This is a genomic window from Bradyrhizobium arachidis, assembly GCF_015291705.1.
In the GTDB taxonomy this organism is placed as follows: Bacteria; Pseudomonadota; Alphaproteobacteria; order Rhizobiales; family Xanthobacteraceae; genus Bradyrhizobium; species Bradyrhizobium arachidis.
In genome coordinates, this window is sequence record NZ_CP030050.1 from 9,338,971 (window position 1) to 9,363,919 (window position 24,949).

General features: G+C 65.0%; 13 protein-coding genes. 1 reads left to right on the plus strand and 12 read right to left on the minus strand.

Features of this window, described 5'->3' with window-relative positions; all coding sequences use genetic code 11:
* Positions 1 to 98 precede the first annotated feature (98 nt).
* The 10 genes from WN72_RS44135 to WN72_RS44180 all read right to left on the minus strand — a co-directional run bounded on the left by WN72_RS44135 (position 99) and on the right by WN72_RS44180 (position 11,560).
* On the minus strand, positions 99 to 1,433 hold the full coding sequence (locus WN72_RS44135; RefSeq protein WP_092219702.1) for an HlyD family type I secretion periplasmic adaptor subunit: 1,335 nt from the start codon (positions 1,431 to 1,433) through the stop codon (positions 99 to 101).
* Positions 1,430 to 3,175, minus strand: coding sequence for a type I secretion system permease/ATPase (locus WN72_RS44140; protein WP_027562038.1), 1,746 nt, complete (start codon positions 3,173 to 3,175; stop codon positions 1,430 to 1,432). The genes WN72_RS44135 and WN72_RS44140 overlap by 4 nt, the downstream gene beginning before the upstream one ends.
* 249 nt (positions 3,176 to 3,424) lie before the next feature.
* The gene (locus tag WN72_RS44145) at positions 3,425 to 3,694 is read right to left on the minus strand and encodes a GlsB/YeaQ/YmgE family stress response membrane protein (RefSeq protein ID WP_028140658.1); all 270 of its coding nucleotides are present in this window, start codon (positions 3,692 to 3,694) and stop codon (positions 3,425 to 3,427) included.
* A 506-nt stretch (positions 3,695 to 4,200) separates the two neighbouring features.
* Positions 4,201 to 5,175: an ABC transporter ATP-binding protein gene (locus tag WN72_RS44150; RefSeq protein WP_092219705.1), complete on the minus strand. Its 975-nt coding sequence runs from the start codon at positions 5,173 to 5,175 to the stop codon at positions 4,201 to 4,203.
* The gene (locus WN72_RS44155; protein WP_092219707.1) at positions 5,172 to 6,587 is read right to left on the minus strand and encodes an amidase; all 1,416 of its coding nucleotides are present in this window, start codon (positions 6,585 to 6,587) and stop codon (positions 5,172 to 5,174) included. The genes WN72_RS44150 and WN72_RS44155 overlap by 4 nt, the downstream gene beginning before the upstream one ends.
* Positions 6,584 to 6,781, minus strand: a complete 198-nt coding sequence (locus WN72_RS44160) for a hypothetical protein (protein ID WP_027562034.1) — start codon at positions 6,779 to 6,781, stop codon at positions 6,584 to 6,586. Before WN72_RS44160 ends, WN72_RS44155 begins: the two co-directional genes overlap by 4 nt.
* Positions 6,778 to 7,839 carry an ABC transporter ATP-binding protein gene (locus WN72_RS44165; protein WP_167381135.1) on the minus strand — a complete coding sequence of 354 codons (1,062 nt, stop codon included), beginning with the start codon at positions 7,837 to 7,839 and terminating at the stop codon, positions 6,778 to 6,780. Before WN72_RS44165 ends, WN72_RS44160 begins: the two co-directional genes overlap by 4 nt.
* A 2-nt stretch (positions 7,840 to 7,841) precedes the next feature.
* On the minus strand, positions 7,842 to 8,744 hold the full coding sequence (locus WN72_RS44170; protein WP_092219709.1) for an ABC transporter permease: 903 nt from the start codon (positions 8,742 to 8,744) through the stop codon (positions 7,842 to 7,844).
* A gap of 4 nt (positions 8,745 to 8,748) precedes the next feature.
* A complete protein-coding gene (locus WN72_RS44175) occupies positions 8,749 to 9,702 on the minus strand; it encodes an ABC transporter permease (RefSeq protein WP_027562031.1) in 954 nt (317 codons plus the stop codon).
* 199 nt (positions 9,703 to 9,901) lie between these two features.
* Complete coding sequence (locus WN72_RS44180; RefSeq protein ID WP_027562030.1) at positions 9,902 to 11,560, minus strand: ABC transporter substrate-binding protein; 1,659 nt, start codon at positions 11,558 to 11,560, stop codon at positions 9,902 to 9,904.
* Positions 11,561 to 11,759: 199 nt separating this feature from the next.
* Here WN72_RS44180 and WN72_RS44185 point away from each other — a divergent pair, with 199 nt between their 5' ends.
* Complete coding sequence (locus WN72_RS44185; protein ID WP_027562029.1) at positions 11,760 to 13,355, plus strand: ABC transporter substrate-binding protein; 1,596 nt, start codon at positions 11,760 to 11,762, stop codon at positions 13,353 to 13,355.
* Positions 13,356 to 13,683: 328 nt separating this feature from the next.
* Here the strand turns inward: WN72_RS44185 and WN72_RS44190 are convergent, their stop codons facing one another.
* Positions 13,684 to 15,915 (minus strand): CHASE2 domain-containing protein, encoded by a 2,232-nt coding sequence (locus tag WN72_RS44190; protein ID WP_092219711.1) that lies wholly within the window; start codon positions 15,913 to 15,915, stop codon positions 13,684 to 13,686.
* A 152-nt stretch (positions 15,916 to 16,067) separates the two neighbouring features.
* On the minus strand, positions 16,068 to 24,251 hold the full coding sequence (locus tag WN72_RS44195) for a VCBS domain-containing protein (RefSeq protein WP_430640406.1): 8,184 nt from the start codon (positions 24,249 to 24,251) through the stop codon (positions 16,068 to 16,070).
* Positions 24,252 to 24,949: the final 698 nt, after the last annotated feature.

Genomic DNA, 24,949 nt, shown 5'->3' on the forward strand with positions numbered 1-24,949 from the left:
CTCGGTTCAATCACTGACGTCTCTGGAATACTGGATCGCCCGGTCAAGCCGGGCGATGACAGCGAGCACGGGACTCCGGGATGACGCGCTGTCGCGCGTCACTTCTCGCGGAAGGCCCGCATCAGCTGGTCGTGCAGCGGCTTCATCAGGTAGGACAGCATGGTGCGGTCGCCGGTCTGGACGAAGGCCTCGACGGGCATGCCGGGGATCAGCTTGACGTCGCCGAGGCGGGCGACCTCTTCGGCCGGCATCGAGACGCGGATGGTGTAGTAGCTCTGGCCGGTGCGCTGGTCGGTGGTGACGTCGGGCGAGACGCGGCTGACGACGCCGTTGAGCTCGGGCGTGGTGCGCTGGTTGAAGGCGGACAGGCGCAGCAGCGTCTTCTGGCCGATCTGGAGCTTGTCGATGTCGACCGGATTGACCTTGGCCTCGACCTGGAGATCGTCGGCCTGCGGCACGATCAGCATCAGGGTGTCGCCTGCGGTGACGACGCCGCCGACGGTATGCACCGTCGATTGCAGCACCATGCCGTCCTGCGGCGCGCGGATGTCGACGCGGCGGAGCTGGTCCTCGGCGGCGACCTTGCGCTCGATCAATTCGCCGATCTTGTCGTTGGTCTCGCGCAAATCCTTGGAGACCTCGCTCACCATGTCCTTGTCGACCTGGATGATCTGAAGCTCGGTCTCGGTGATCTTGCCCTTGGCCTGCGCGCGCGAAGCGATGTATTGCGCGCGCTCGCCATTGAGGCGGGCCGCATCGCGCTCGAGCTGGGTCAGACGCGAAATCTGCACCAGACGCTTGTCGTAGAGGTCGCGGACACCGGTGAGCTCGTTCTGGACCAGCGCGATCTCCTTGTCCTTGGCCGTCTCCTGCGCGGACAGACCCTCGATCTCCTCGTTGAGCTGCAGGACGCGCTCGCGCAGCTGCGCCTTCTGGCCCGCGCGACCGTTGACGCGGACGTCGAACAGCTTGGTTTCGGCGGAGAGCAGCGCCTTGACATCGGGGTCGTCCGCGCGATCAAGCAGGGCCTTCGGAAACTCGATTTTGTCGATGCCGCGCTGCTCGGCCTGCAGCCGCGCCGTGCGTGCCTGCGCGGCGTCGAGATTCTTGGTGACGATGGCAAGGTTCGCCTTGGTCACGGTGTCATCGAGCCGCACCACGATGTCGCCGGCCTTGACCACGTCGCCGTCGCGGGCGCGCAGCTCGCCGACCACACCGCCGGTCGGGTGCTGTACCTTCTTGACGTTGGATTCGACCACGATCTGACCGGGCGCGATCAGCGCGCCCGAGATCAGCACGGTGGATGCCCAGCCGCCGAGGCCGAGGACGAGCACCAGCACGATGGTGAGCCCGAGGATCAGGTGGAATCTGATCGACTGCCGCACGGTCTTCGTCGCAGCGGGCTTTGGCCCGCCAATGGCCATCGTGCTCATGCCTTGGCTCCGCCTTCGCTGACGACCTTGATCGGTGCCGTCGGCACCGCCCGCGGCTGGAGCACCTGCGCAAGCACCTGCTCCTTCGGGCCGAAGGCCTGCATGCGGCCGTCGCGCAGCACCAGGATCTGGTCGACCGCCTCGACGCCGATCGGGCGGTGCGCCACCACGATGACGATGGCGCCGCGCTCACGCGCGGAGCGGATGGCGCGGGTCAGCGCCTCGTCGCCTTCGGTGTCGAGGTTGGAGTTGGGCTCATCGAGCACGACCAGGAACGGATTGCCGTAGAGCGCGCGCGCCAGCGCCACGCGCTGCGCCTGGCCAGCAGAGAGCGCAGTGCCCTGCTCGCCGACCTGGGTGTTGTAGCCCTCGCGCATCTTGATGATCATCTCGTGCACGCCGGCCTCCTTGGCCGCGGCGATGATGGCGTCGGACGTCGCCTCGGGATCGAATCGGCAGATGTTCTGCGCGATGGTGCCGCCGAACAGCTCGACGTCCTGCGGCAGATAGCCGATGTGGCGGCCGAGCGCGTCGGACGACCATTGGTCAAGCGCTGCGCCGTCGAGCCGCACCTTGCCGCGCACCGGCTGCCAGACGCCGACCAACGCGCGGATCAGCGAGGATTTGCCGGAGCCGCTCGGACCGATCACGCCGAGGCCGTTGCCGGCCTGGAGTGCGAAGGTGACGTCCTGCACGATCAGGCGCTGGTCGCCCGGCGGCACCATGGCGACGCCTTCGACCGACAGGCGGCTGGTGGGCGCCTGCAGCTGGGTCGGCATCGCCTGCGCCGGCATCTGCTCGAGCAGCCGCGTGAGGCGCTGCCAGCTCTGGCGCGCCGCGACGAAGGATTTCCAGTGCGCAATGGCAAGATCGACCGGCGCCAGCGCGCGGGCCGACAGGATCGAACCAGCGATGATGATGCCGGCGGTCGCCTCCTGGTGGATGACGAGATAGGCGCCGACCGCGAGCACGGCCGATTGCAGCATCATGCGCAGCACCTTGGCGACTGCGCCGAGACCGCCGGCGACGTCGCTCGCACGCTGATTGCCGGCGAGATATTTTTCGTTGGCCTCGCTCCAGCGCGCGTTCATGCGGCCGGCCATGCCCATCGACACCATGACTTCGGCGTTGCGGCGGCTGGCGGCGGCGAGATCATTGCGCTGCGCGGCAAGGCCCATCGCCTCCTTCGCCGGCTGGCGGGACAGGAATTCGGTGACCAGCGTCAACCCGACCAGGATGATGGCACCGACCAGGGCGGTGACGCCGATCATGACATGGAAGGCGAAGCAGATGGCGAGGTAGAGCGGCAGCCAGGGCAGATCGAAGAATGCGCTCGGGCCCATGCTGCCGAGGAAGGAGCGGACATTGTCTAGGTCGCGCAGCGGCTGCAGGCCCTCGTTGCGGCTGCCGACCAGCAGCGGCAGGCGGACGATGGTGTCGAACACGCGCTTGTTGAGGGCGTCGTCCAGCGCGGTGCCGACCCGCCCGAGGATGCGGTTGCGGATCATGTCGAGCACGCCCTGCGCCATGTAGAGGAAGCTGGCGAGGATGATGAGGCCGACCAGCGTCGGGATGCTGCGGCTCGGCAGCACCCGGTCATAGACCTCCAGCATGAAGATCGACCCGGTCAGATAGAGCAGGTTGATCATGCAGCTCATCAAGCCGACGCCGACGAACGCCGTGCGACACGCGCGCAAGGCGTCACCGAGCTCTGAACGGCGGACGCCAGGTACGGCTGCCATCAATCTGATCTCTTTCGGGTAAGGGGCAAAGCCCCAGATTTCACAGGTTCAGGCGTACTCGACCGGGATTAACATCGTCTTCTCCCTGTTGAGCGCAGTCGAATAAATCCAGGACCCCGATGGGCCACATCTACCCCTGATGGGCCCGCGCGCAAGTCCGGTATTTCACAGGCTTTGCGGCTTTTTATAGCAGACGTTTCCGCCTCTCCCCAGTGCGGAGAGAGGCGGAAGGTTCCGAACAGGGGGCGGCTAGAACCTACCGCCGCCGCGCACCAGACGGACCACCAGCAGCAGGATCACCGCGCCGATGGCGGAATAGACGATCTCTGACACGAGGCCCGTCCCGAGACGAATGCCGAGCTTGGGAAACAGGAAGCTCGCCACCAGCGCGCCGGCGATGCCGACCACGATGTCGCCGATGATGCCGAACCCGGTTCCGCGCACCACCTTGCCGGCGAGCCAGCCGGCCACCAAGCCGACGAACAGGATGACAAGCAGGCCTTCGTTGGAAATGTGCATCAGTTAAGTCCCTCTCCGTAAACGGCCCGCATGGAACGGGAACCGGGATGAATGGGGTGTGAATGCTGTTCCCCACGCCCCGGTTGCGGCTGCGAAAACAAAAAGTGTCGAAAACAACCCCATGCACAGTAGGAGCTGCGCTGGCGGTCGGTGCGGGGTGGAGTGTGACAACTGCGTGTTGTCGTGGAGGAATTTAGAGGAAGCGCGCGGTTCGACGTGAGGGGCGCGGTGCGCTCACTTTCCCGTCCCGTTTTCCCGCACATTTGCGAAGTGAGGGTCGCACTTCTCTCTCGTTCCCTCCCCCTTGCGGGGGAGGGGCAGGGAGAGGGGTGGCCACACGGGGACTCTCTCTGTGGCGCCGCTCCGCTCACCCCGACAACGAATGCCTTTTGCTGGGCTACCCCTCTCCCCCGCCCTCCCCCGCAAGGGGGGAGGGAGCGCAGTTGTGCGCTTGGTTGGAGCTTGGCTCACATGGACAAAAACACGCTCGCGACGAAGCGCACCGGCTACGTCGCGACCGCCGCCTCCGCCAGCACGCACCTCGCCGCCCGGCCCGGGCCGACCTCGACATTCGCAGGCAGCCGCTCCAGGCAGCGCGGCTCGGCGAGCTTGCAGCGGGGGGCGAAGGAGCAGTTGTGGGGTTTTTCGGCCAGTGACGGCGGGGTGCCGGGGATGGTTTCGAGCCGCTGCCCTCGCCTGGCGCCGTGGATGGTGGAGGCGAGCAGGCCCTTGGCATAGGGGTGCACCGGGCTGCGGACGATGTCGCGCAGAGTCCCCTGCTCCACGATCTGGCCGGCATACATCACCGCGACGCGGTCGCAGATCTCGATGGCGACGCCGATATCGTGGGTGACGAAGATCACGGACATGCCGAACTCGCGCTGCAGTTCGCGCAAGAGCAACAATATCTGGATCTGCACGGTGGCATCGAGCGCCGTGGTCGGCTCGTCCGCAAGCAAGATCTTGGGCCGGCAGGCGAGCGCGAGCGCGATCATGGCGCGCTGGCGCATGCCGCCGGACATCTCGTGCGGATAGGCGTCGAGCCGGCGTTTTGCCGAGGGAATGCGGACGACCTCGAGCATTTCGAGCGCACGCGCGCGCCCCTCTGCAAAGCTCTTGCCTTCATGGCGCACGACGCTTTCGGCGATCTGAGCGCCGATGGTGTAGACCGGATCGAGCGCCAGTGCCGGCTCCTGGAAGATCATCGAGACGGTCTGGCCACGGAACGACGACAGCTGCTCGTCATTCATGGCAAGCACGTCGCGCCCCATGACGTTCACCGTGCCAGTGATCTGCGTGCGCTTCTTCGGCAATAGCCGCATCAAGGCGCGCAGGGTCACGCTCTTGCCCGAACCGGATTCGCCGAGCAGGCCCAGCACCTCACTGTTGCCAAGCGAGAGATTGAGATCGTTCACGGCATAGACCGTGCGCTCGCCGGTGAAGCGGATGTTGAGGCCCGAGATCTCGACGAGGTTTGTCATGACGGCAGTTTCGGCAATCGATCGTGATAGTCGGTGACGCGCTGGAACGCGGCGCCGATGGTGAGCAGGGTCGCTTCATCGAAGGAGCGGCCGATCAGCTGCATGCCGATCGGAAGACCGCTTTTGGCGAAGCCCGAGGGCACGGTCAGCGACGGCAGGCCCAGGAAGTTCACCGGACGGGTGAACAGCGTCAGGCGCTGCAACAGCGCCGGCGCATTGGGGCCGCCGCCGACATCGCTCTCCTCGATCGTCGGCGCTGGGATCGGGGAAGCCGGTGCGATGATCGCATCGACGCCCGATGTCGCCGCGTTGTGCGCGGCCAGCGCCGGACCGCGCCAGCGCATCGCTTCGAGATAGGTGATGGCGGGAACGGCGAGCCCGTTCTGAAGCCGCATCAGGACCTGCGTGCCGTAGTCCTGCGGGCGCTCGATCATCCATCGCTTGTGGAAAGCCGCCGCTTCCGCCGCGAGCACGAGCTGGCTCGCCGCCGACAATTGCCGCTGATCCGGCAGCTCGACCTTGACGATGTCGGCGCCCTCGCGCTTGAGCACCGCAATGGTCCCGTCCAGCACACGCGCGACCTCGCTGTCGAGATCGTCGACATAGAACGATGCGGGCACACCGATCTTGAGGCCCTTCAGCGAGCCCTTGGTTGCGCCGACATAGTCCGACAGCGGCTCGTGGCTGCAGGTGGAATCCGCGGGGTCCGCGCCGGCCATCAGCGCCAGCAGCAGCGCGCAATCTTCCGCAGTGCGGGCAAGCGGGCCGACGGTGTCGAGCGATTGCGACAGCGGCATCGCGCCGGCGCGGCTGACGCGGCCGACGGTGGTCTTGAGGCCGGTAACGCCGCAGAAATGCGCGGGCATGCGGATCGAGCCGCCGGTGTCGGAGCCGAGCGCCGCATAGGTCAGGCGTGCCGCGACCGCCGAGCCTGAGCCGGAGGAGGAGCCGCCGGTGATATGCGCGACGTTCCAGGGATTGCGCACCGGGCCGTAATGGGCGTTGTGGCCGGTCGGGCCATAGGCGAACTCGGCAAGGTGCAGCGTGCCGAGGCGGACCTGCCCCGCATCCTTCAGCCGCTGCAAGGCGGTGGAGGTGACAGTCGGAACGAAGTCGCGGCGGATCAGTGAGCCGCAGGTCGCGACATGGCCGGCGTCGTAATACATGTCCTTGTGCGCGAGCGGCACGCCGTGCAGCGAACCGCGGACATTGCCCTTGGCAAGCTCTGCGTCGGCGGCCTCGGCCGCCTTCAATGCGGATTCCGCTTCAACCGACATGAAGGCGTTGAGATGCGGCTGCCACTGCGCGATGCGATGCAACAGCGCGCGCGTCACCTCATGCGAGGACACCTGCTTCATCGCGATCGCTCGCGCGACCTCGGTGAGCGTCATCAAGGCAGGCTCGGTGCTCATTTCGACACCTTCTGCGTCTGCGCGATCGGATAGAGCGCGGGCTCGAGGTCGAACGGCAACGTGCCGGCGATGGTCTCAAAGCCCTCGAAGGCAGGCCCGATGGAATTGGAGATCCGCGTTGCGATCTCGTCATCTACGGGGATGCCCGCAATCTGCGCGATCGGCTTGATCTCTTTCGGTGTCGGTCTTGTCATGCTGTTTCCTCTGCGGGCGCGCGGCTATGGCCTGAACCCGGTATCGCCATGTAGCACGCGGCCTCGTGGCCCATTCTATCCAGCGCGGTGAGCTTTGGTGTCGCATTTGCGCAGAGCGGCTCCGCAAACGGACAACGGGTGTGAAAGCGGCAGCCCGAAGGCGGATCGATCGGATTGGGCGGATCGCCCGTGATCGGCGGCTTCACGGTGCGCTTGTCGGGATCGGAGGACGGCATCGCAGCAAGCAGCGCGCGCGTGTAGGGATGCGCGGGACTATCCCAGACCTGATCGACCGGGCCGAGCTCGACGACCTCGCCGAGATACATTACCAGCACGCGGTCGGAGATGTAGCGGACGACGTTGAGGTCGTGGCTGATGAAGAGATAGGTCAGGCCGAACTCGCGCTTGAGATCGGCGAGCAGATTGAGCACCTGCGCCTCGACGGACTTGTCGAGCGCGGAGACGGCCTCATCCAGGATCACCAGCCGCGGCGACAGCGCCAGCGCACGGGCGATGTTGACGCGCTGGCGCTGGCCGCCCGAGATCTCGTGCGGATAGCGGTTGGCGAAATTCTCCGGCCGCAGGCCGACCTTGCCGAGCAGCTCGCGCGCCAGGGTGCGGGCCGCGCCATCGGCCATGCCGTGGACCTTGGGGCCGAACGCGATGGATTCCTCGATGGTGAGGCGCGGATTGAGCGAGGCATAGGAATCCTGGAACACCATCTGCATACCGCGGCGCAGTTCGCGCAGCGACAGCGATTGGCCGACGGTCATGCCGTCATAGATGATGTCGCCGGTATCGCGCGGCATCAGATGCATCAACAGCCGCGCGGTGGTTGACTTGCCGCAACCGGACTCGCCGACGATGCCGACGGTCTCGCCCTTGGCGACGGCGAACGAGACGTTGTCGACGGCGCGCACGGTGCGCTTTGCTGCAAACAGCCCGCCGCGCACGGGGAAATGCTTGGTCAGGCCGTTGACCTGAAGCAGCGGCTGCGCGACGCCGCCACGGTCTTCGACCGGCTCGAGCATTTCGACGGATGTGTTGCTCTCGCTCATGGCTAGTTCCTGATGTCCATGGCGCTGCGCAGGCCGTCCGAGAGCAGGTTGAAGCAGATCGAGACCGCGAAGATCATCGCGCCCGGCAATGCCGCAACCCACGGGTTGACGTAGATCGCGGTGCGCAGCGTGTTCAGCATCAGGCCCCATTCCGGCTCCGGCGGCTTGGTGCCGAGGCCGAGGAAGGAGAGACCGGCCGCTAGGATCATCGAAACAGAGATGAGACTGGTCGCATAGACGAAGATCGCGCCGAGCACGTTGCCGAGGATGTGCACGCGCATGATGGTGAAGGCGCCGGCGCCGGAGGCGCGTGCGGCCTCGACGAAATCCATGTTGCGCACGCCTGTGGTGACGCTTTCGGCGACGCGGGTGATCTGCGGCACGAACACGATGGTAAGCGCGACGATGGAGTTGAGGATGCCGGCCCCTAGCGCGCCGGAGATCGCGATGGCCAGCAGCACCGAGGGGAAAGCGTAGAACACGTCGACCGTGCGCATGATCGCGGTGTTGAGCTTGCCGCCGACATAACCGGCAATGATGCCGAGCGAGGTGCCGAAGCAGAACGCGAGGATCACCGGCAGGATGCCGATCACCAGCGACAGCCGCCCGCCATAGATCAGCCGCGCCAGCATGTCGCGTCCGAGCTCGTCGGTGCCGAGCGGATAGCCAACGGTGCCGATGTGGCGCAGGCGGCGGATCATCGAGCCCTTGTAGGGGTCTTCGAGGCCGAGCCACGGCGCGAGGATCGCGGAGAGGAAGATCAGCAGCAGCACCAGCGCACAGGCCATGCTGACCTTGTCGCGCATGATGCGGCGGCCGACGGTCGCCCAATAGCCCCGCGCCTTGGTCGCGGGCGCGGCCTGCAGCGCGGCATCGGCGGTGGCGGACAACGGAAGCTCGCTCATCTCGCTAGCCCCGCTTGATGCGTGGGTCGATCGCGGCTTGCGCGATGTCGACCAGGAGATTGAGGACGACGAAGAACAGCGCCAGGATCAGGATCGTACCCTGGAGCAACGGCAGGTCGCGCTGGAAGATCGCGGAGTTGAGCAGGAAGCCCGAGCCCGGCCAGGAGAATACGGTCTCGATCAGGATCGAGCCGCCGAGCATGTAACCGAGCTGAAGCCCCATCACCGCGAGCGCGGTGGGCGCGGCGTTCTTGATGACGTGGCGGAACACGCCGCGCTCATGCAGGCCTTTGGCGCGAAGCGCCTCGACGAAATCCTGCGAAAGGATGTCACCTGTGAGCGCACGCACGGTGCGGGTGACGATGCCCATCGGGATCACCGAGGTCGTGATCGCCGGGAGCACGAGATATTGCAGATGCGCCCAGTCCCAGGCCCAGGAGTTGGAGCCGTTGGGTCCGGCGCCGACCGCGGGCAGCCAGTTGAGCTGCACCGAGAAGATGATGACGAGCAGCATGCCGAGCCAGTAATGCGGCACCGAGACGCCGGCGATGGCAAAGGAGGTGGCAACCTTGTCGATCCAGGTCTCGCGGAAATAGCCGGCGATCAAGCCGAGCAGGATGCCCATGGTGAAGCCGATGATGGCGGCGGCAATCGCCAGCGTGACGGTGTTGCCGACCGCGCGCATGACCTCGGCGAGCACGGGACGGCCGGTGGCGATGGAATTGCCGAGATCGCCGTGAAGGGCGCGCATCAACCACAGGCCGAACTGCACCGGCAGCGGGCGGTCGAAACCATAGGCGGCGCGGAGCTGCGCCGCGAGCTCCTGCGAGGCATCGGCGGGGAGCACCGCGACGAGCGGATCGCCCGGCGTGATGTGCACGAGCAGGAAGCACACCAGCGCGACGCTGATGACGATCGGAATGACATAGACGATGCGTCTGGCGGTATAGGCGAGCACGTTTGGTTCTTTCTTCCTTCTCCCCTTGCGGGAGAAGGTGGCGCGCAAGCGCCGGATGAGGGGTTCTGTCCGCGGGGATTATTGCATCGATGGAGAGGTCCGCATCCGCGGAGAGAGACCCCTCACCCGGCTTCGCTAAAGCGAAGCCACCCTCTCCCGCAAGGGGAGAGGGTGCACCGAATACGTTGCTAGCACCTCACTACTTCATCGACACCAGCGAGAAGTCGATGAACCAGCTCTTCGGCTGCACGACGCCGGTCACTTTCGGGCTCATCGCGCGGGGGCCGACGTCGTGGGCGACGTAGAGGAAGGCGGCATCGTCGACGGAGGCCGCATGCAGCTCGGCGAGCGCGGCGTCGCGCGCGGCGGGATCGAAGGTCTGGCGGGCCTTCTTCACCAGCTCGTCGAACTTGGGCTCGTTGATGAAGCCCCAATTGTTCGAGACCGGCGGCGCCATGCCCGATTGCAGGAAGCGGACCAGCGCGAAGAACGGATCCATCGCCGCATAGGTGACATTGGTCGCGTTCGAGCCGTTGGCGCTGGGATCCTTGGCGCCGCGGCGCCAGTTGGTGAACAGCGTGTTCCACTCGATGACGTCCAGCTTCACGTCGAAATAACACTCGGCCAAAGCCTGCTGGAGATATTCGTTCATCGGCAGCGGCTGCATCTGGCCCGAGCCTGATGCTGAGGTCTGGATCTTCACCGTCAGCTTTTTGCTGGGACCGAAGCCGGCCTCCTGCATCAGCTTTTGCGCAGCCGCCTTGTCGTACTTGATCTCGAAGGTCGGTTTTCCCCGCCAGGGATGGCCGGGCTCGAAGGTGCCGGTCGCCGGCACCATCAGGCCGGCGAGCAGGCCGTCCTTGAGGCCTTCGCGGTCGACGCAGAGGTTGGCGGCCTTGCGCACGCGGATGTCGTTCCAGGGCGAGCCCTCGATGCGCGAGAACTGCCAGGGCCAAACATGCGGCTGCTCGTTGGCGTAGAGCTTGAAGCCGCGCTGTTTGAGCTCAGGCAACGCATCCGGCGCCGGCGCCTCGACCCAATCGACCTGTCCGGACAGCAGCGCCGCGGTGCGCGCGTTCGCTTCAGGCATCGGCAAGAGCACCATCTTGTCGACCTTGGGGACGCGGGCCTTGTCCCAATAATTCGCGTTCTTCACCAGCTCGAGCCGTTCGCGCGGGGTGAAGCTCGCCATCTTCCACGGGCCGGTGCCTGCGGCGTCCTTGGCGAAGGCGGTCCAGGCGGCCTGCGATTTGGCCTTGGCGTCTGCGCCTTCGGCCTTGTCATAGAAATGCTGCCACTTCGCCGGGCTCGCCATGAAGAGATTGGTGAGGTTGATCGGCAGGAAGCTGTCGGGCTCCTTGGTGGTGAGCTCGACGGTCATGTCGTCGATCTTCTTCGCCGAGGCCAGCGTCGGCATGCGCGAGGCGGTGACGCCGACCTGGCTGGCGTCGAATTGCGGCGCATCCTGCTTCAGCACCTTCTCGACGTTCCACACCACCGCATCGGCATTGAACGGCGTGCCATCATGGAAGGTGACGCCGGGACGCAGCTTGAAGACCCATTTGGTCTTGTCGGCATCGTCGACCTTCCACTCGGTGGCAAGGCCGGGGATCACCGTGCTCGGCTTGTCGGCGGAGGACAGGTCCCAGCCGGTCAGCGCGTCGTACATGGTGAGGCCGGTGAAGCGGTTGCCTTCAAAACCCTGGTCGGGCTGACCCAGCGTGCGCGGAATATCGGCAGCCGTCATGCCGATGCGCAGCACAGTTTCCGCTGCCGCCACGCGCGGCCATGCGGCCGCGCTGCCAAGCGCCAAGAGCGCGATCAGCGCCGCCCGTGTCTTGTTGTTCTTGATAAGCATCGCCTCGATCCTTCTTCGGCTTTCGATGATTAATTTTGATGCAATCGTATGCAATGGCTATGCCAAGGAGAAACTTATTCTGCAAATTGCCCCTGCGACGACAAGTCCTTGTGATCGATTGAAGACAAAGCAGCCCAGCTGCCTATTCTGGCATCAAGATTGCAAGTTTGGCCCCGGAATCTCCTGGGAGTTTTGGGCCATGCGTATTCGTCTATCGACCTGTCTCGCCATGCTTGCGCTGGCGTTATCCGCAATCCCGGTGCGCGCCGAGACCGTGGTGCGCTACGGTATCTCGATGGCGGATATTCCGCTGACGACCGGCCAGCCCGATCGCGGCGCCGGCGCCTATCAGTTCACGGCCTATACGATCTACGATCCGCTGGTGGCGTGGGAGATGGACGTCGCCGACAGGCCGGGCAAGCTGGTGCCGGGCCTCGCCACCGAGTGGAAGGTGGACGATGCCGACAAGACGAAGTGGCGCTTCAGCTTGCGCAAGGGCGTGAAGTTTCACGACGGCAGCGACTTCAATGCCGACGCGGTGATCTGGAATCTGGACAAGGTGCTCAACGACAAGGCGCCGCAATTCGACAAGCGGCAGAGCGCGCAGGTGAAAACCCGCCTCCCCTCGGTCGCCAGCTACGCCAAGATCGACGATTTCACGGTGGAGATCACGACCAAGACGGTCGATTCCTTCTTTCCCTATCAGATGCTCTGGTTCCTGGTGTCGAGCCCGGCGCAGTATGAAAAGCTCGGCAAGGACTGGGACAAGTTCGCGAGCCAGCCTTCCGGCACCGGCCCCTTCAAATTGACGAAACTGGTGCCGCGCGAGCTCGCCGAGCTCACCAAGAACCCCGATTACTGGAACAAGAAGCGCATTCCGAAGGCCGACAAGATCGTGCTGGTGCCGATGCCGGAAGCGCTGACGCGCACCAATGCCCTGCTTGCCGGCCAGGTCGATCTGATCGAGACGCCGGCGCCGGATGCCGTGCCGCAGCTGAAAGCTGCCGGCATGAAGATCGTCGACAACGTCACGCCGCATGTCTGGAATTATCATCTCAGCGTGCTGCCGGGCTCGCCCTGGACCGACATCCGCCTGCGCAAGGCGCTCAACCTTGCGATCAACCGCGACGAAGTCGTCGGCCTGATGAATGGCCTCGCAAAGCCCGCCAAGGGCCAGGTCGATCCGTCGAGCCCGTGGTTCGGCAAGCCGACCTTCGAGCTGAAATATGATCTCGCTGCCGCAAAGAAGCTGGTGGAGGAAGCCGGCTATTCAAAAGCAAAGCCGCTGAAGACCACCTTCATCATCGCGCAGGGCGGCACCGGCCAGATGCTGTCGCTGCCGATGAACGAATTCCTGCAGCAGAGCTTCAAGGAGATCGGCATCGACATCGACTTCAAGGTGGTCGAGCTCGAGACATTATATACGCACTGGCGCAAGGGCGCGGCGGACGAGATGAACGCCGGCATCACCGCCAACAACATCGCCTATGTCACCTCGGACCCGCTCTACGCCATCGTCCGCTTCTTCGCCTCCGACCAGATCGCGCCTGTCGGCGTCAACTGGGGCGGCTACAAGAACCCGAAGGTCGACGCCTTGATCAACGAGGCCAAGCAGACCTTCGACACCGCCAAGCAGGACGATTTGATCGCGCAGGCGCATGCCCTGATCGTGGACGATGCCGTGCTGGTCTGGGTCGTCCACGACACCAACCCGCACGCGCTGTCGCCGAAGATCAAGCAGTTCGTGCAAGCGCAGCACTGGTTTCAGGATCTGACGACGATCGGGACGGAGTGAAGCGGGGGACACCGGTGTCGTAGGGTCGGCAAAGCGCAAGCGTGCCCACCAATGATGCGGTGAGAAAGACGTGGGCACGGCGCGTTGCGCCTTTGCCCACCCTACGGGAGCCGTGGGCGCCGCAAGTGCTCGAGCCAAACTGCCGCGCCAAACACCGCTGTCGTCCCGGGCAAGCGTAAGCGCAGACCCGGGACCCACAACCACAGGGAGTGGTTTGGCGAGGACTCTGAGTTACCAGCTCGCGCCACAACTACTCCCTGTGGTTATGGGTCCCTGCGTTCGCAGGGACGACACTTGTGGTGTGGTGCCAGCGGCGCCGACACCCGCCCTACTTCGTCAGCAGCGCATACGCCCCGGTCCAGCCTTCCGCCGGCGGATTGACCTGGAAATCCTTGACGCGCGCCTCGTAGAGCTTGAACAGCTTCTCCAGCGTGTCGGCGTCCTCGCTCTTGCGGCCGCGCGCAATCGCGTCCAGCGCACCCTGCCAGTTCCGGCTGCGGTAGCAGCCGAGCATCTCGATGGTGATGTTGCGCAGGCGCTGGAAGGCAGCCGAATGCATCACGTCCTCGCGGCCGGCGATGGCGTAGATCACCTCCGGCTCGGTCTTGCCCTTGACCATGATGAAATCGAGCTCGAGGATCGCGAACTTGTCCTTGGCGGCGAGCGCGGTTCGGGATCCCACGATGATCGGAAAACCGTATTCCTTGGACTGGCCTTCCAGCCGCGAGGCCAGGTTCACGCTGTCGCCCAGCACCGAATAGTTGAACTTGCGGTCCGATCCCATGTTGCCGACAACGCCGATGCCGGTGTTGAGGCCGATGCCGACATTGAGCGGGATGTAGACGTGGCCGCCGTCGGCCGCTTCTTCCTCGCGCTCCTTGTTGACCACGTCGATCTTCTCGAGCATCTGGATCGCAGCCTCGCAGGCATTGATCTCGTGCTGGGGATCATCGAGCGGCGCATTCCAGAACGCCATGATGGCGTCGCCCATGTATTTGTCGATATAGCCCTTCTGCTCGATGATCACGTTGGTCAGCGGCGTCAGGAAGCGGTTCATCAGCGCCGTCAGGCCCTGCGGATCGTGCTTGTAGCTCTCCGAGATCGAGGTGAAGCCGCGCACGTCGGAGAACATGATCGTCATCTCGCGCTCCTCGCCGCCGAGCTTCAGCTTCTCCGGCGACTGCGCGAGCTGCTCGACCAGCACGGGCGACATGTACTGAGCGAATTGCCCGCGGATCTGCACGCGCTGGCGCTGCTCGCGCACGAAGCTGGAGAAGATGAACGTGATGTAGATCGCGGTCGTCGAGAGCAGCGGATAGGTGAAGTCGATGAGGTAGCGGTACTTCGCGTAGAAGAACCAGGACGTGCCGACCAGGATCGCGGCGAACATCGCGCCGGCAAGCACGAGGCGCACCGGTCCGAGATTCGGCGTGAAGATGATGACGAGCAAGCCTATGATCATCGCGACGAGCAATTCGACGCCGAGCGCGTAGTTCGGGCGGGAGATCGCAGCGCCGGTCAGTACGCTTTCGAGCACCTGGGCGTGTATCTCGACACCCGGCATGGCCCGCGACACCGGCGTGGTCTTGATGTCGTTCAGGCCGACCGCGGAGGTGCCGACCAGCACCAGCTTGCCGGCGATCCTGCTCGGCGATACCGTGTTGTCGAGGACGTCGGCCGCCGAGACGTAGATCGAGGGATCGTGGCGGGCATAGTGCACCCAGAGCTGGCCGTTCTCGTCGGTCGGGATCTCGACACCCTTGAGGCGGACGGCGCGGATGCCGGTCTTGTCGGTCCGCACCAGCAGCGTCGGCGTTCCCGTGACGACCCGCAGGATTTCGAGGCTGAGCGAGGGCATGATGTTGCCCTGGGCACGCATGATCATCGGCACGCGCCGGATCAGGCCGTCGCGCTCGGTGCGGATGGTGAACAGGCCGCGGCCGGCGGCGACCTTCTCGATCACGGGCACGTTGCGCAGCAGGCCCGGGAATTCGAACAGGAAGCGCTCGGCCCCCGCTTCACCGACCGTTGCCACGCCGGTGAAGGGAAGCGCCTTGTCGATCTCCGACGTGATCGCCGACTGCCCCGTTTCGCCCAGCACCACGCGCGAGCGCTTGATCGCCTCCGAGAGGATCTGGTCGTTGCTCGGCAGCTCGCGCAGCCTGGCTCGGGTGGCGTCGTCGAGATAGCGCATCTGGCTCGCGACCAGATCCGGATTGAGCCGGTCGGCTTCGGAGAACACCACGTCGAAGCCGATTGCGACCGCCCCGTTGCTGGTGAGGCTCTGGATCATGTCCGCGATCCGCGTCCGCGGCCACGGCCACTGGCCGAGCCTGGCGAGGCTCTTGTCGTCGATGTCGACGATGACGACCGGACGCGCCGCCTTGTGGCGCGGATCGAGCAGCTGGAACATGTCGAAGGTGCGCAGCCGCAATTCCTGGACCGGCGGCGGATCCCACAGGCGCAGTCCCGCAAACACGGCCAGCAGCACGAGGCACATCACCCGCGCAAGGCCGAGCTTGCGCGCAAACCACCGCCGCAGGATCTTGAGACGCTTCATTCAGTCGGACTTCCTGCCGTGCTGGCCCGATCATGGCGCGCCGGCGCGCGATTGGCTATTCCCCGAATGGGAAGGATCGTGGATTTTTTTGCCGGGGGGCGAGCTGCGTGTTCGTCGCGGGCAGGCCAGCCGCACGCCGGCCCCGGCGCGCATCAGGTGATGTGGAAGATGAAATCGCTGGCCTTGAGGTTCGCGGCGATCACGTTCTTGAGCAGCAGCGTCTCAGTCTCCGTCACCGGCGCGCCCTCAGGCTGCATGACCTGCTGATGCCAAGTGACCAACGTATCGCTGGTGCCGTCCTGCTGGGCAATGGTGAGATTGCCGATGGAGCTGACGCCCGAGAACTGCCGCAGGTCGATCTTGTCGAGGCCTTCCGTGAAATCGGTGATGGTGTGCGTGAACTCGGTGACCGGCTGCCCGTTGTCGTCGTACAGGAGCCCCGGCGCGAACACGAACTGGTCCTTGGCGCCGCCGCCGGTCAGCGTATCGTTGGTATCGGTCGCGAAGATCACGTCCTTGCCGTCGGTGCCTTGCAAGGTGATGCCCTGGCTGGTGTTGCCGGCCTCGTTGAAGATGAAATTGACGGTGTCCGACAGACCGGTGGTCTTGTCCGTCACCGTCACCCTGATCTGGTCCGTGTCCGGCGCTGAGGCTTCCGGATCGGTGGTGCCCCCGGTCGGATTGTAGGTCGGGCCGGTCTCGAAGCCCAGGTTGATGTCGTCGAGCGAGCCGGACGCCGGATAGAAATCGACGCTGCTGAGACCGGGATGCGCGGTCGAGACGGTGACGGTGAAGTCGTGGGTCGCGGCGCCGGCATCGGTGTCGGTGACCACGAGATCGGTGATGATGTCGCTGTTGTTCTCGCGGACATGCTCGACGTGGAAGTTCTCGGTGTTGATGACCGGGCCGCTGCCGACCGGCGCCGTCACGCTGGTGCCGATGCTGGTCAGCCCGTCCGAGACCGGCGTGGTGCCGCCGGTGCCTGTGGCGGTGAGATCGATCGTCTCCGTCGCGCAGCCGGTCGTGATCGCGCCGGTATAGGTGTCGTCGAGCGCATGGACGCCGAGAGTACCGGGCGTGCCGGAGAAACCTTCCGCCGGGACGAAGCGGATCAGCGTGTCGGTGCTGAGCACCAGCGCGCTGGTGTCGCTGACGCCGGAAATATCGACCCAGTGGTCGGTGCCAGCAATCTCGTACTGCCAGACGCCCTCACCCGAGGAGGCGCCGTCGGCGCTCACCGCGATGGCCTTGAAGCTCGCGCCGGTATCGGCGTCACCGAACTTGCTCGCGAACAGATCGCTGATGGTGCATCCGCTCGGATCGCTGTCGTTGCCGGCGACGGACGCCAGCGTGGCGTCGTCCAGCGTCGGCGCATCATTGCTGCCGGCGATGTTGATGGTGATGGTCTGGCTTGCGCCGGTCGTGTGACCATCATTGGGCACGATGGTGTATTGCAGCGACAGCGTCTGGCCGGCGGTGAGGAAATCGAAGGCCTGGCTGCCCGAGTTGAATTCCCAGGTGAACTGGGCGTGCGTGGCGGTGCCGTTCAGGATGTCGCCGGATGGCAAGACGAGATAGCTGATCAGATCCGAGGCCGACAATCCCTCGAACCCGTCCGCCTGCAGATGGCCGTCGAGATAGATGCCGACGCCGGTGGCGGAGACCGCCACGTGATCGGCCGTGTCGACATCGGACAGGGTCAGCGTGCGGTGAAGGTCGAGGCCCGCATTGGTCTCGTCCGTGGTCGCGCTGGCGCTGTCACCGCTCTCGACCGTGATCACCGGCGCATCGTTGGCGCCGGTCACGTTCACCGTGAACGAGGCCGTGCCGGTGGCGCCATGCGCGTCCTTGGTCTGGACGGTGAAAGTATCGGTATAGTTGCCTTCCGACAGCGCATTGATCGCCGCTGCATCGGGAACGTAGGTGTAGCAGCCGTCGGCGTTGACCGTCAGCGAGCCATAATGACCTGCGAGCGTCGTCACGGCGTGGCTGGTCGCATCCAGCACGGCATAGGTCAGCCCGGCCGTCTCGCCATGATCGGCATCGGTCCCGACCAGCGTCCCCGTGATGTCCGAGAAGCTGTCGGTCGTGGCGGTATCCACGAGCGGGCCCGTGGTCACCGCTGCGACTGTCGGCGCGTCGTTCTCGCCGGTGATCGTGACGGTGACGTCGGCCGCAACCTTCTGGCTGGCTCCGTCATCCAGCGTAATGGTGGAGACGACCTTGACCTTCTGGTCCGGCCCGAGGAAATCGAGCTTGTTGTCGGCGATCGAATAGTTCCAGGTGACGGTGCCGTTGTTCTTGCCGGTCTGCTGGTAGCTCAGCGCGCTCTTCAGCGCGGCGATCTCGTCGGCCGTGAGCGAGGCGGTGAGATCGGTGATGCCATCCGCGGCGAGCAGGGTCACGGTCTGCTCGGTGACGCTCGCCGTCGGCCGGTCGGTCAGGTCGATGTCGGTGAAGTGGATCGAACCGGTCGCGGCCGGCGCCGGGTCGGGCGTGGGGTCGCCGGTCGTGCTCTCGCGCTCGGAGAAATCCGCGCTCAGCGTCGCCGTGGCCGTGTCGAGCGCCGGCGCATCGTCGTCCGCATGGATCGTGATCAGCGTGTGGCCGGTGCCGTCATCGCTGCCGGCGAAGTGCGCGTGGCTGTAGTCGGCGCCGGTCAGGTTCAGGCTGATGCTCTTGCCGTCCGCGTCGGTGACGGTCAGCACGCCGCCAGTCGAAGGATCGGCATTGGCGACATAGACCGCGCTGGTGCCGAGCCCGTATTTGATCGTCGACAGGTCGATCGTGTCGGTCGCGGACAGTTCCGAGATCGATCCGCCGAAGCTCGCCGTGTCGATCTGAAGCTCGGCGCCGTCGCCGGCGAGCGTGATCGTCTGCGAGACCGTGCCATCCAGCTTCAGCAACGCGCCGGCGTCGACGGTGACCGAGCCCGTGCCGGACAGCGAGCCGAACAGGGTCAGGACGCCATCATGAACCTCGATGGTGCCGGTGTTGGCGATGGTGCCCGAGATCGATGCGGTGCCCCAGCTGTCGATCTCATGGGCGTTGGTGATGTTGAGGTCGGTCCCGGAAATCGAGGCGCCGTTGAGCAGATCGATGACGCCGTCGTTGACGATCGAGGACAGATTGCCGAACACGCTGGTGCCGGACACGGTCCAGGTGCCGGCCGCCTCGTTGTTGAAGGTCGCGTGCGCGACCGAGATGTTGCCGTTGATCTCGTGGGAGTTGTTGATCGTGATGGCGCCGCCGGTCTCGACGATCGCATAGGTCGTCGAGGTCACGGTCGAGGCGACGGCGGCTCCGATCGTGCCGGAATTGTCGATCGTCGCCGAGCCCGTGGTGTTTTCCTGGATCAAGATCGCCGCATGGCCGGTCGGGGCCACGATCGAGCCGGAATTGGTGATGTGGGTGGAGCCGGTCGCACCAGTTTCGTTCTGCGTGACGCTGATGCCGGCGAGGCTGGTGCTGGTGATGTCGCCGTGGTTCACGATGGTGACGTCGCCCGCGCCATTGGCGATGGCGGCGAGACCAACCGCGCCTGTGGCGGAGCCTTCGTTGGTGACGCTGACGTTGCCGCCGCCGTGATCGAACGCGCCGATCGCCGTACCTGCGGCGGTGATCTCCGAATTCTGGCCGGTCGTGACCGTGATGTCGCCGACGCCCCAGGTGAACGCCTCGATGCCGTAGCCAGCATCTGCAGTGATCTTCGCATCGCTGTCGACGGTGACGTCGCCGTTGACCAAATTCGAGAAGGAGCCGGTCCCGCCAGGCTTGTAGCCGGCGATGATGCCGCCCGGGGTGGTACCGTCGGTATTCAGCGTCGCGCCGGAATGAATGGTGCCATGCGCCTCGACGGAGATCGTGCTGTCCAAGCCACCCGCGATCGCGGTCGCATAGTTGACGGCGACGATGCCGGAGCTGCCTGACGTGATGCTGTCACCCTTCGCCAGGGTGACGCTGATGTCGCCCTGGTCGACGCTGAAGGCCCTGATGCCGTAGCTCGTCGCGCCCGAGATCGTGACGTTCTCGCCGAGGGTGACCGTCACGTCGCCGGCGCCGCCGCTCAAGGCCGCGGCATTGATGCCGATGCTCTGGGTGCCGGCGACGGAGATCGTGGTGCCGGCGAAGCTGTTCACCGTGACGTCGCCATTGCCGTAGTTGTAGGCGTTGATGCCGTAACCGGCCGCGGCGGTGATATTGGCGTGGTTGTTGACGACGACCATGCCGTTGACGTCGGTGTTGTCGTTGGTGCCGCTCGTGGCGCCGGTGTAGCCGACCTCGATGCCAGCAGGCGAATTGCCGGCGAGGTTCGGGCTGCTGCCGGAGTTGATCGCGCCGTAGGCGTTGACGGTGATCGTGCTGTCGTCAGACGCGTCGAGCGAGATCGCGCGATTGACCACGACGATGCCGGAGCTGCCCGAAGTGATGACGCTGCCGGCCTCGGTCGTGACGGTCTGGCTGCCGCTGCCATAGCTGCGCGACCGGATGCCGTAGATCGAGCTGCCCGTGATCGCGCCGCCGGCGTCGATGGTGATGTCGCCGCCACCCTGCGTGACCGCGTCGATGCCGTACGCGCCCCCAACGGCGCCGCCGAGCTGAGTGACCGAGATGTCGCCGCCATTGGCGCTGTTCAAATTCTCGACGAGAACGCCGACCGAATTCGCGCCGGTGCCGGTCGCCTTGCCGGAGACGTTGTCGATGGTGATGTCGCCGACGCCGGTGGCGCTGTCGCGCAGCGTGATGCCGTTGCCGGCGAGCCCCTTGATGTCCCCGGTCGCGGTCAGCGAGATGTCGCCGGTGCCGTTCTGCGTCACGACCACGCCACCGGCGGCGCCGGTCAGCGTTCCCGTGGGCGTGAGGACGATGTCGGCGGGGTTGGCCAGCGTGCCGCCCGACGCCGTGAAGCTGAGCGCATTGCCGCTCGATGTCGTGATGTCGGCCGTGCCCGTGATGGTGAAGGTGCCGCCCGTCGACGACTGGCCCGTGATGGTGCCGGTAAAGCTCTGGCCCGCCACCTTGTCGAGCTGGAGCGTGCCGGTTCCGCCGGCGAAGGTGATGGTCTGCGCGGTCGCCCCCGCGAGCTCCAGCGTCGCGCCGTCGTCGATGATCACCTCGCCGACTCCGGTGAGACCGCCGGACAGGTAGAGCGTGCCGGCCTGCACCTCGATGTTGCCGGTGTTGTCGACGGCGGCCGAGATCGTGCTGGACCCGGAGACGCCGTAGAGATTGCCGGCATTGCCGAGGGTGCCGCCATTGATCGAGACGTCGGTGAGATAAAGCTTCGAGAGGTTGTCGACGGTGATCGTTCCGGTGCTGCTGTTGCTGACAGTGAGATTTGTCAGCTTCAGCACGCCATAGTTGATCGCCGCGAGAGACGCGGTGTTGGAGATATCTTCGCCGGAGATATCGAGCACACCGCCGTTCGCCTGAACGAGACCGTGATTGGTGATGAGGTGGATCGTGGCGGGATCGATCGTCAGCGTGCCGCTGGTGACAGTGATCGTACCCGTATTGGTGATGTCGGCATTATCGATGACGCTCGTGCCGGTCGATTCCAGCGTGCCCGCGATCGTGACCGTGCCGCCATTGATGCTCGCGCCGCTGATCGTCAGCTTGCCGTTCGCATCGACCGTGACATGGCCGGTGTTGGTGACGCTGGTGCCCTGGTCGATGGTCAACCAGCCATTCGCCAGCACCTTGATCGTGCCGGTGGCGGTGTTCGAGACCGTCTCGTGGGCGAACTCAGCCGTGCCCTTGACGTTGACGTTGCCGGAATTGTTCAGCGTGCCGTTCTCGATCAGGCTGGTGCCGTCGAGCTCCAGCGTGCCGAGAATGGCGACGGTGCCGCCATCGACGGTCGTGCCGTCGACGACCAGCGTCGTACCGCCATCAGCCTTCAGCGTGCCGCCCGCATTGTGGATCGTGGCAAGCGTCTTCAGCGTGCCGCCGGACAGCTCGATCGTGCCGGAATTGGTGATCGTGGCACCGGCAGCGAAATCGCCGCCGCCCGCGAGCGTCAGATGGCCGGCATTGGTGAGCACGCTGGTGTCGAGGATCTCGGCCTTGCCGCCGACCGACATCGTGCCGGTCGCGGCGTTGGTGAGGATCGAGTCGGCGCTCATGTTGAGCGCGCCTGCGATCGTCAGCGAGCTCTGGTTGATCAGCTTCGGCGGCGGGCCGCCAAAGTCGTTCATCGTGATCGACTTGGCGAAGGCGGCCGTGTCGATCGTCACCGGATAGGACGGCGTCAGGCCGTGCAACTGGTCGGTGATGACGATGACGTCGTCATTGATGGTCGGAACCGTGCCGGTTTCCCAGTTGGCTGCGTCCTTCCAGAACCCGCCCGAGGGAGCGCCCGCCTTGTCGGTCGCGATCCACACCACTGCGGGCGCGTCGGTGCCCGTGATGGTGACGGTGATGGTCTGCTGCGAGGTCGCGCCCTGCGAATCCGTGAGCGTCACGGTGTAGACCAGCGTCAGCACCTCGCCCTTCGGGATGAAGTCGGCGAGGTAGACCGGCAGATCGGCCAGCGACCAGTTGATGGTGCCGGTACCGTCGCCGGTGCTGTCGGCGCCCGACGCGATCGAGACCGACATCGCCTTCGCAAACGCCGCGAGCGGGCCCGGCGGCACGGTGCCGTCGGGCAGGGTCGCGCTGGTGAGCTTCACCGACACCGTGTGCGTGTCGGTGAGGTCGACATCGTCGAAGCTCAGCGTCCCCGAGGTCGGAACGTCGCTGGCGAGCGGTCCGCCCGGCACGCTGGTGCCGCCCTCGAAGGTGATGGTCGGAACGCTGGTTGTGATCACCGGCTTGTCGTTGGTGCCGGTGATGGTGATGGTGATCGGGATGAGGATGGATTCAGGATTGACGGCGAAATTGTTGTTGACGCGGACCATGTAGGTCAGCGTCAGCGTTTCGCCGGCCGCGAGGAAATCGAAGACGTGGTCGGGGATCGTGTAGGTCCAGACCGCCGAGCCGTTGTTGTTGTTGGCCGCGTCGGGGACGACCTGGATAGCGACCTGCGTCGCCGCGATGTCCTGCTTCTGGAGCGCGGAGAGCGTGCCGGTGACGTCCTGCTGGCCGGCGTTCTTGTAGACGTAGTTCGGCGCATCGCCGAGGCTGATCGACACCGTCGGCTGGTCGCCGAGATTTTGGTCGACGAAGGTGATCCGGCCTGAGATCGTGTCGGAACCCACGGTGTCGCCGGTCCCGTCCGCGCGGCCGCCGGTCGCGTTCGCGTGCTCGGTCAGCGTGAATGCCGTCTTCACATTGCCGTTGGCGTCGAGGCTGCGCGCATCCGGCGGGCCGGGAATGCGGGTGCTGGTCACCGGTGAGTTGCCCGGCCCCGTCGAGGGCAACGGATTGAGATTCGTGAAGGTCAGGATCGCGGTGGCGCCTGACGGCGTCTTGATCAGGATACCGTCGCTGGTCTGCGTGATCGTGTCGGTGAAATTCGTGGTGAGCTTGGTGTTGGTGTTGTTGTCGGTGAACTTCAGCGTGAACACGTCCGTGATCAGCTTCTGCACGTCCGGCGACAGCAGCCCGTTGGTGATCGAGACGTTGCCGCCGCTGATCTGGATCATCTGGCCGGCCTGGTTGACCGTCGCGATCGGCAGCAGCGTGACCTTGTCGAACAGGATGTAGGAGCCCGTCGTGCCGTTCGGCTCGACCAGCACCTGGAAGCTCGCCTGCGGCTGCGGATCGCCGCCGCCGGCGGGAACGACGAAGTTGATCTGGGTCAGAACCGCCGTGCCGCGGATGCCCATGGTGGCGACCGGCGTGTCGATCTTCATGTCGCCGTGCTTAGCGGTCTCGCCGGCGACGAAGGTGATGGTGCCGGCGACGAGGCTGAGCAGCGAGGAGTTGCTCGACCCGTTGGGGTCGTAGACCATCTCGTTCAGCACCATCCGCGCATTCGAGGACAGGCCGAACACGGTGCCGTCGATGAAGGTGATGCCGATCGTCGAATCGGCGCCGGTCGAGACCACGTCGCCCTTCTCGACGTTGTCGCCGTTGTTGAGGATGACCGAGACGCCGTTGCGGATCGCGGTCGCGCTGCCGGACAGCTTGGTGACGTGGCCGATGACCTGGGCCGCGGCGACGCCGGACGCGGCCTGCGCATATTGCACATGGCCCGTGAGCGCGTTGACGACGTCGCCGGTGAGATGGGCGCCGTCGGGCGAGGCGACCGCCGCGCGCTTGTCGCCCCTGAAATAATCGTGAACGACGAACTCGTGCCCGTCATGGGACAGCACGAGATCGAGGCCGGCGCGCTTGAACTCGCCGCTGAAGATCAGATTGGCATCGGGAACAACCACCGCGCCGTCGGGCACGTGACCATGCGCCTTGGCGATGAACGGCGTGCCGGTAAACGAATCGATATGGAGGTCAGCGGGCGAGCGGGAACCCTGACCGTCCATAGAGAGCGCGGCGTCAAATTTGCCAGCGTAGTTCAACCAGGCACCGTAAAAAGGGTTAATATTTATGTAAGTATCGACCGACTAAGCTTGCTTAGCATTACCAAGTCGTTAGCGAAACCATCTATTGCTTGTGTGATTTCGCGTCACTTGGCCATATGAGCCCACGCCGAGCGGTGCCGTCACAGAGTAGCCGAAGTAGTTTTTGAAGCATCCCAAAGTCGAAATAGGCTTATCTGCGTGCATTTCCAGTCATCCGAAGTAATCTATCGTATAGGTGAAACGGCAGATACTTGCGTCATCTTTTCTTCGTGATGCCCCGCAGCATCCTGCGGCAAATACGGGTCTGAATCTGTGACCTAATTAACAGAACCCGTGAAATAGCGGACTGTTAGCCATAGGACCCAGAATCGCTGCCTCACAACTTGCGCCTGCAATTGGTTCCATTTCGCGGCAGCAACCGCTCTCCTAGCCGGCGAATCGTAAAATTTTAAGCAATTTGGGCAGGCCCGTTTCAGCCTGTCCTCCGGTTTTGGGACCCTGGCCGTACCCGTTAAGCAGAACAAAACGGCCCGCCTCGCACTATCTCCGCGAAAGCAACAAAGCCGGCGCGT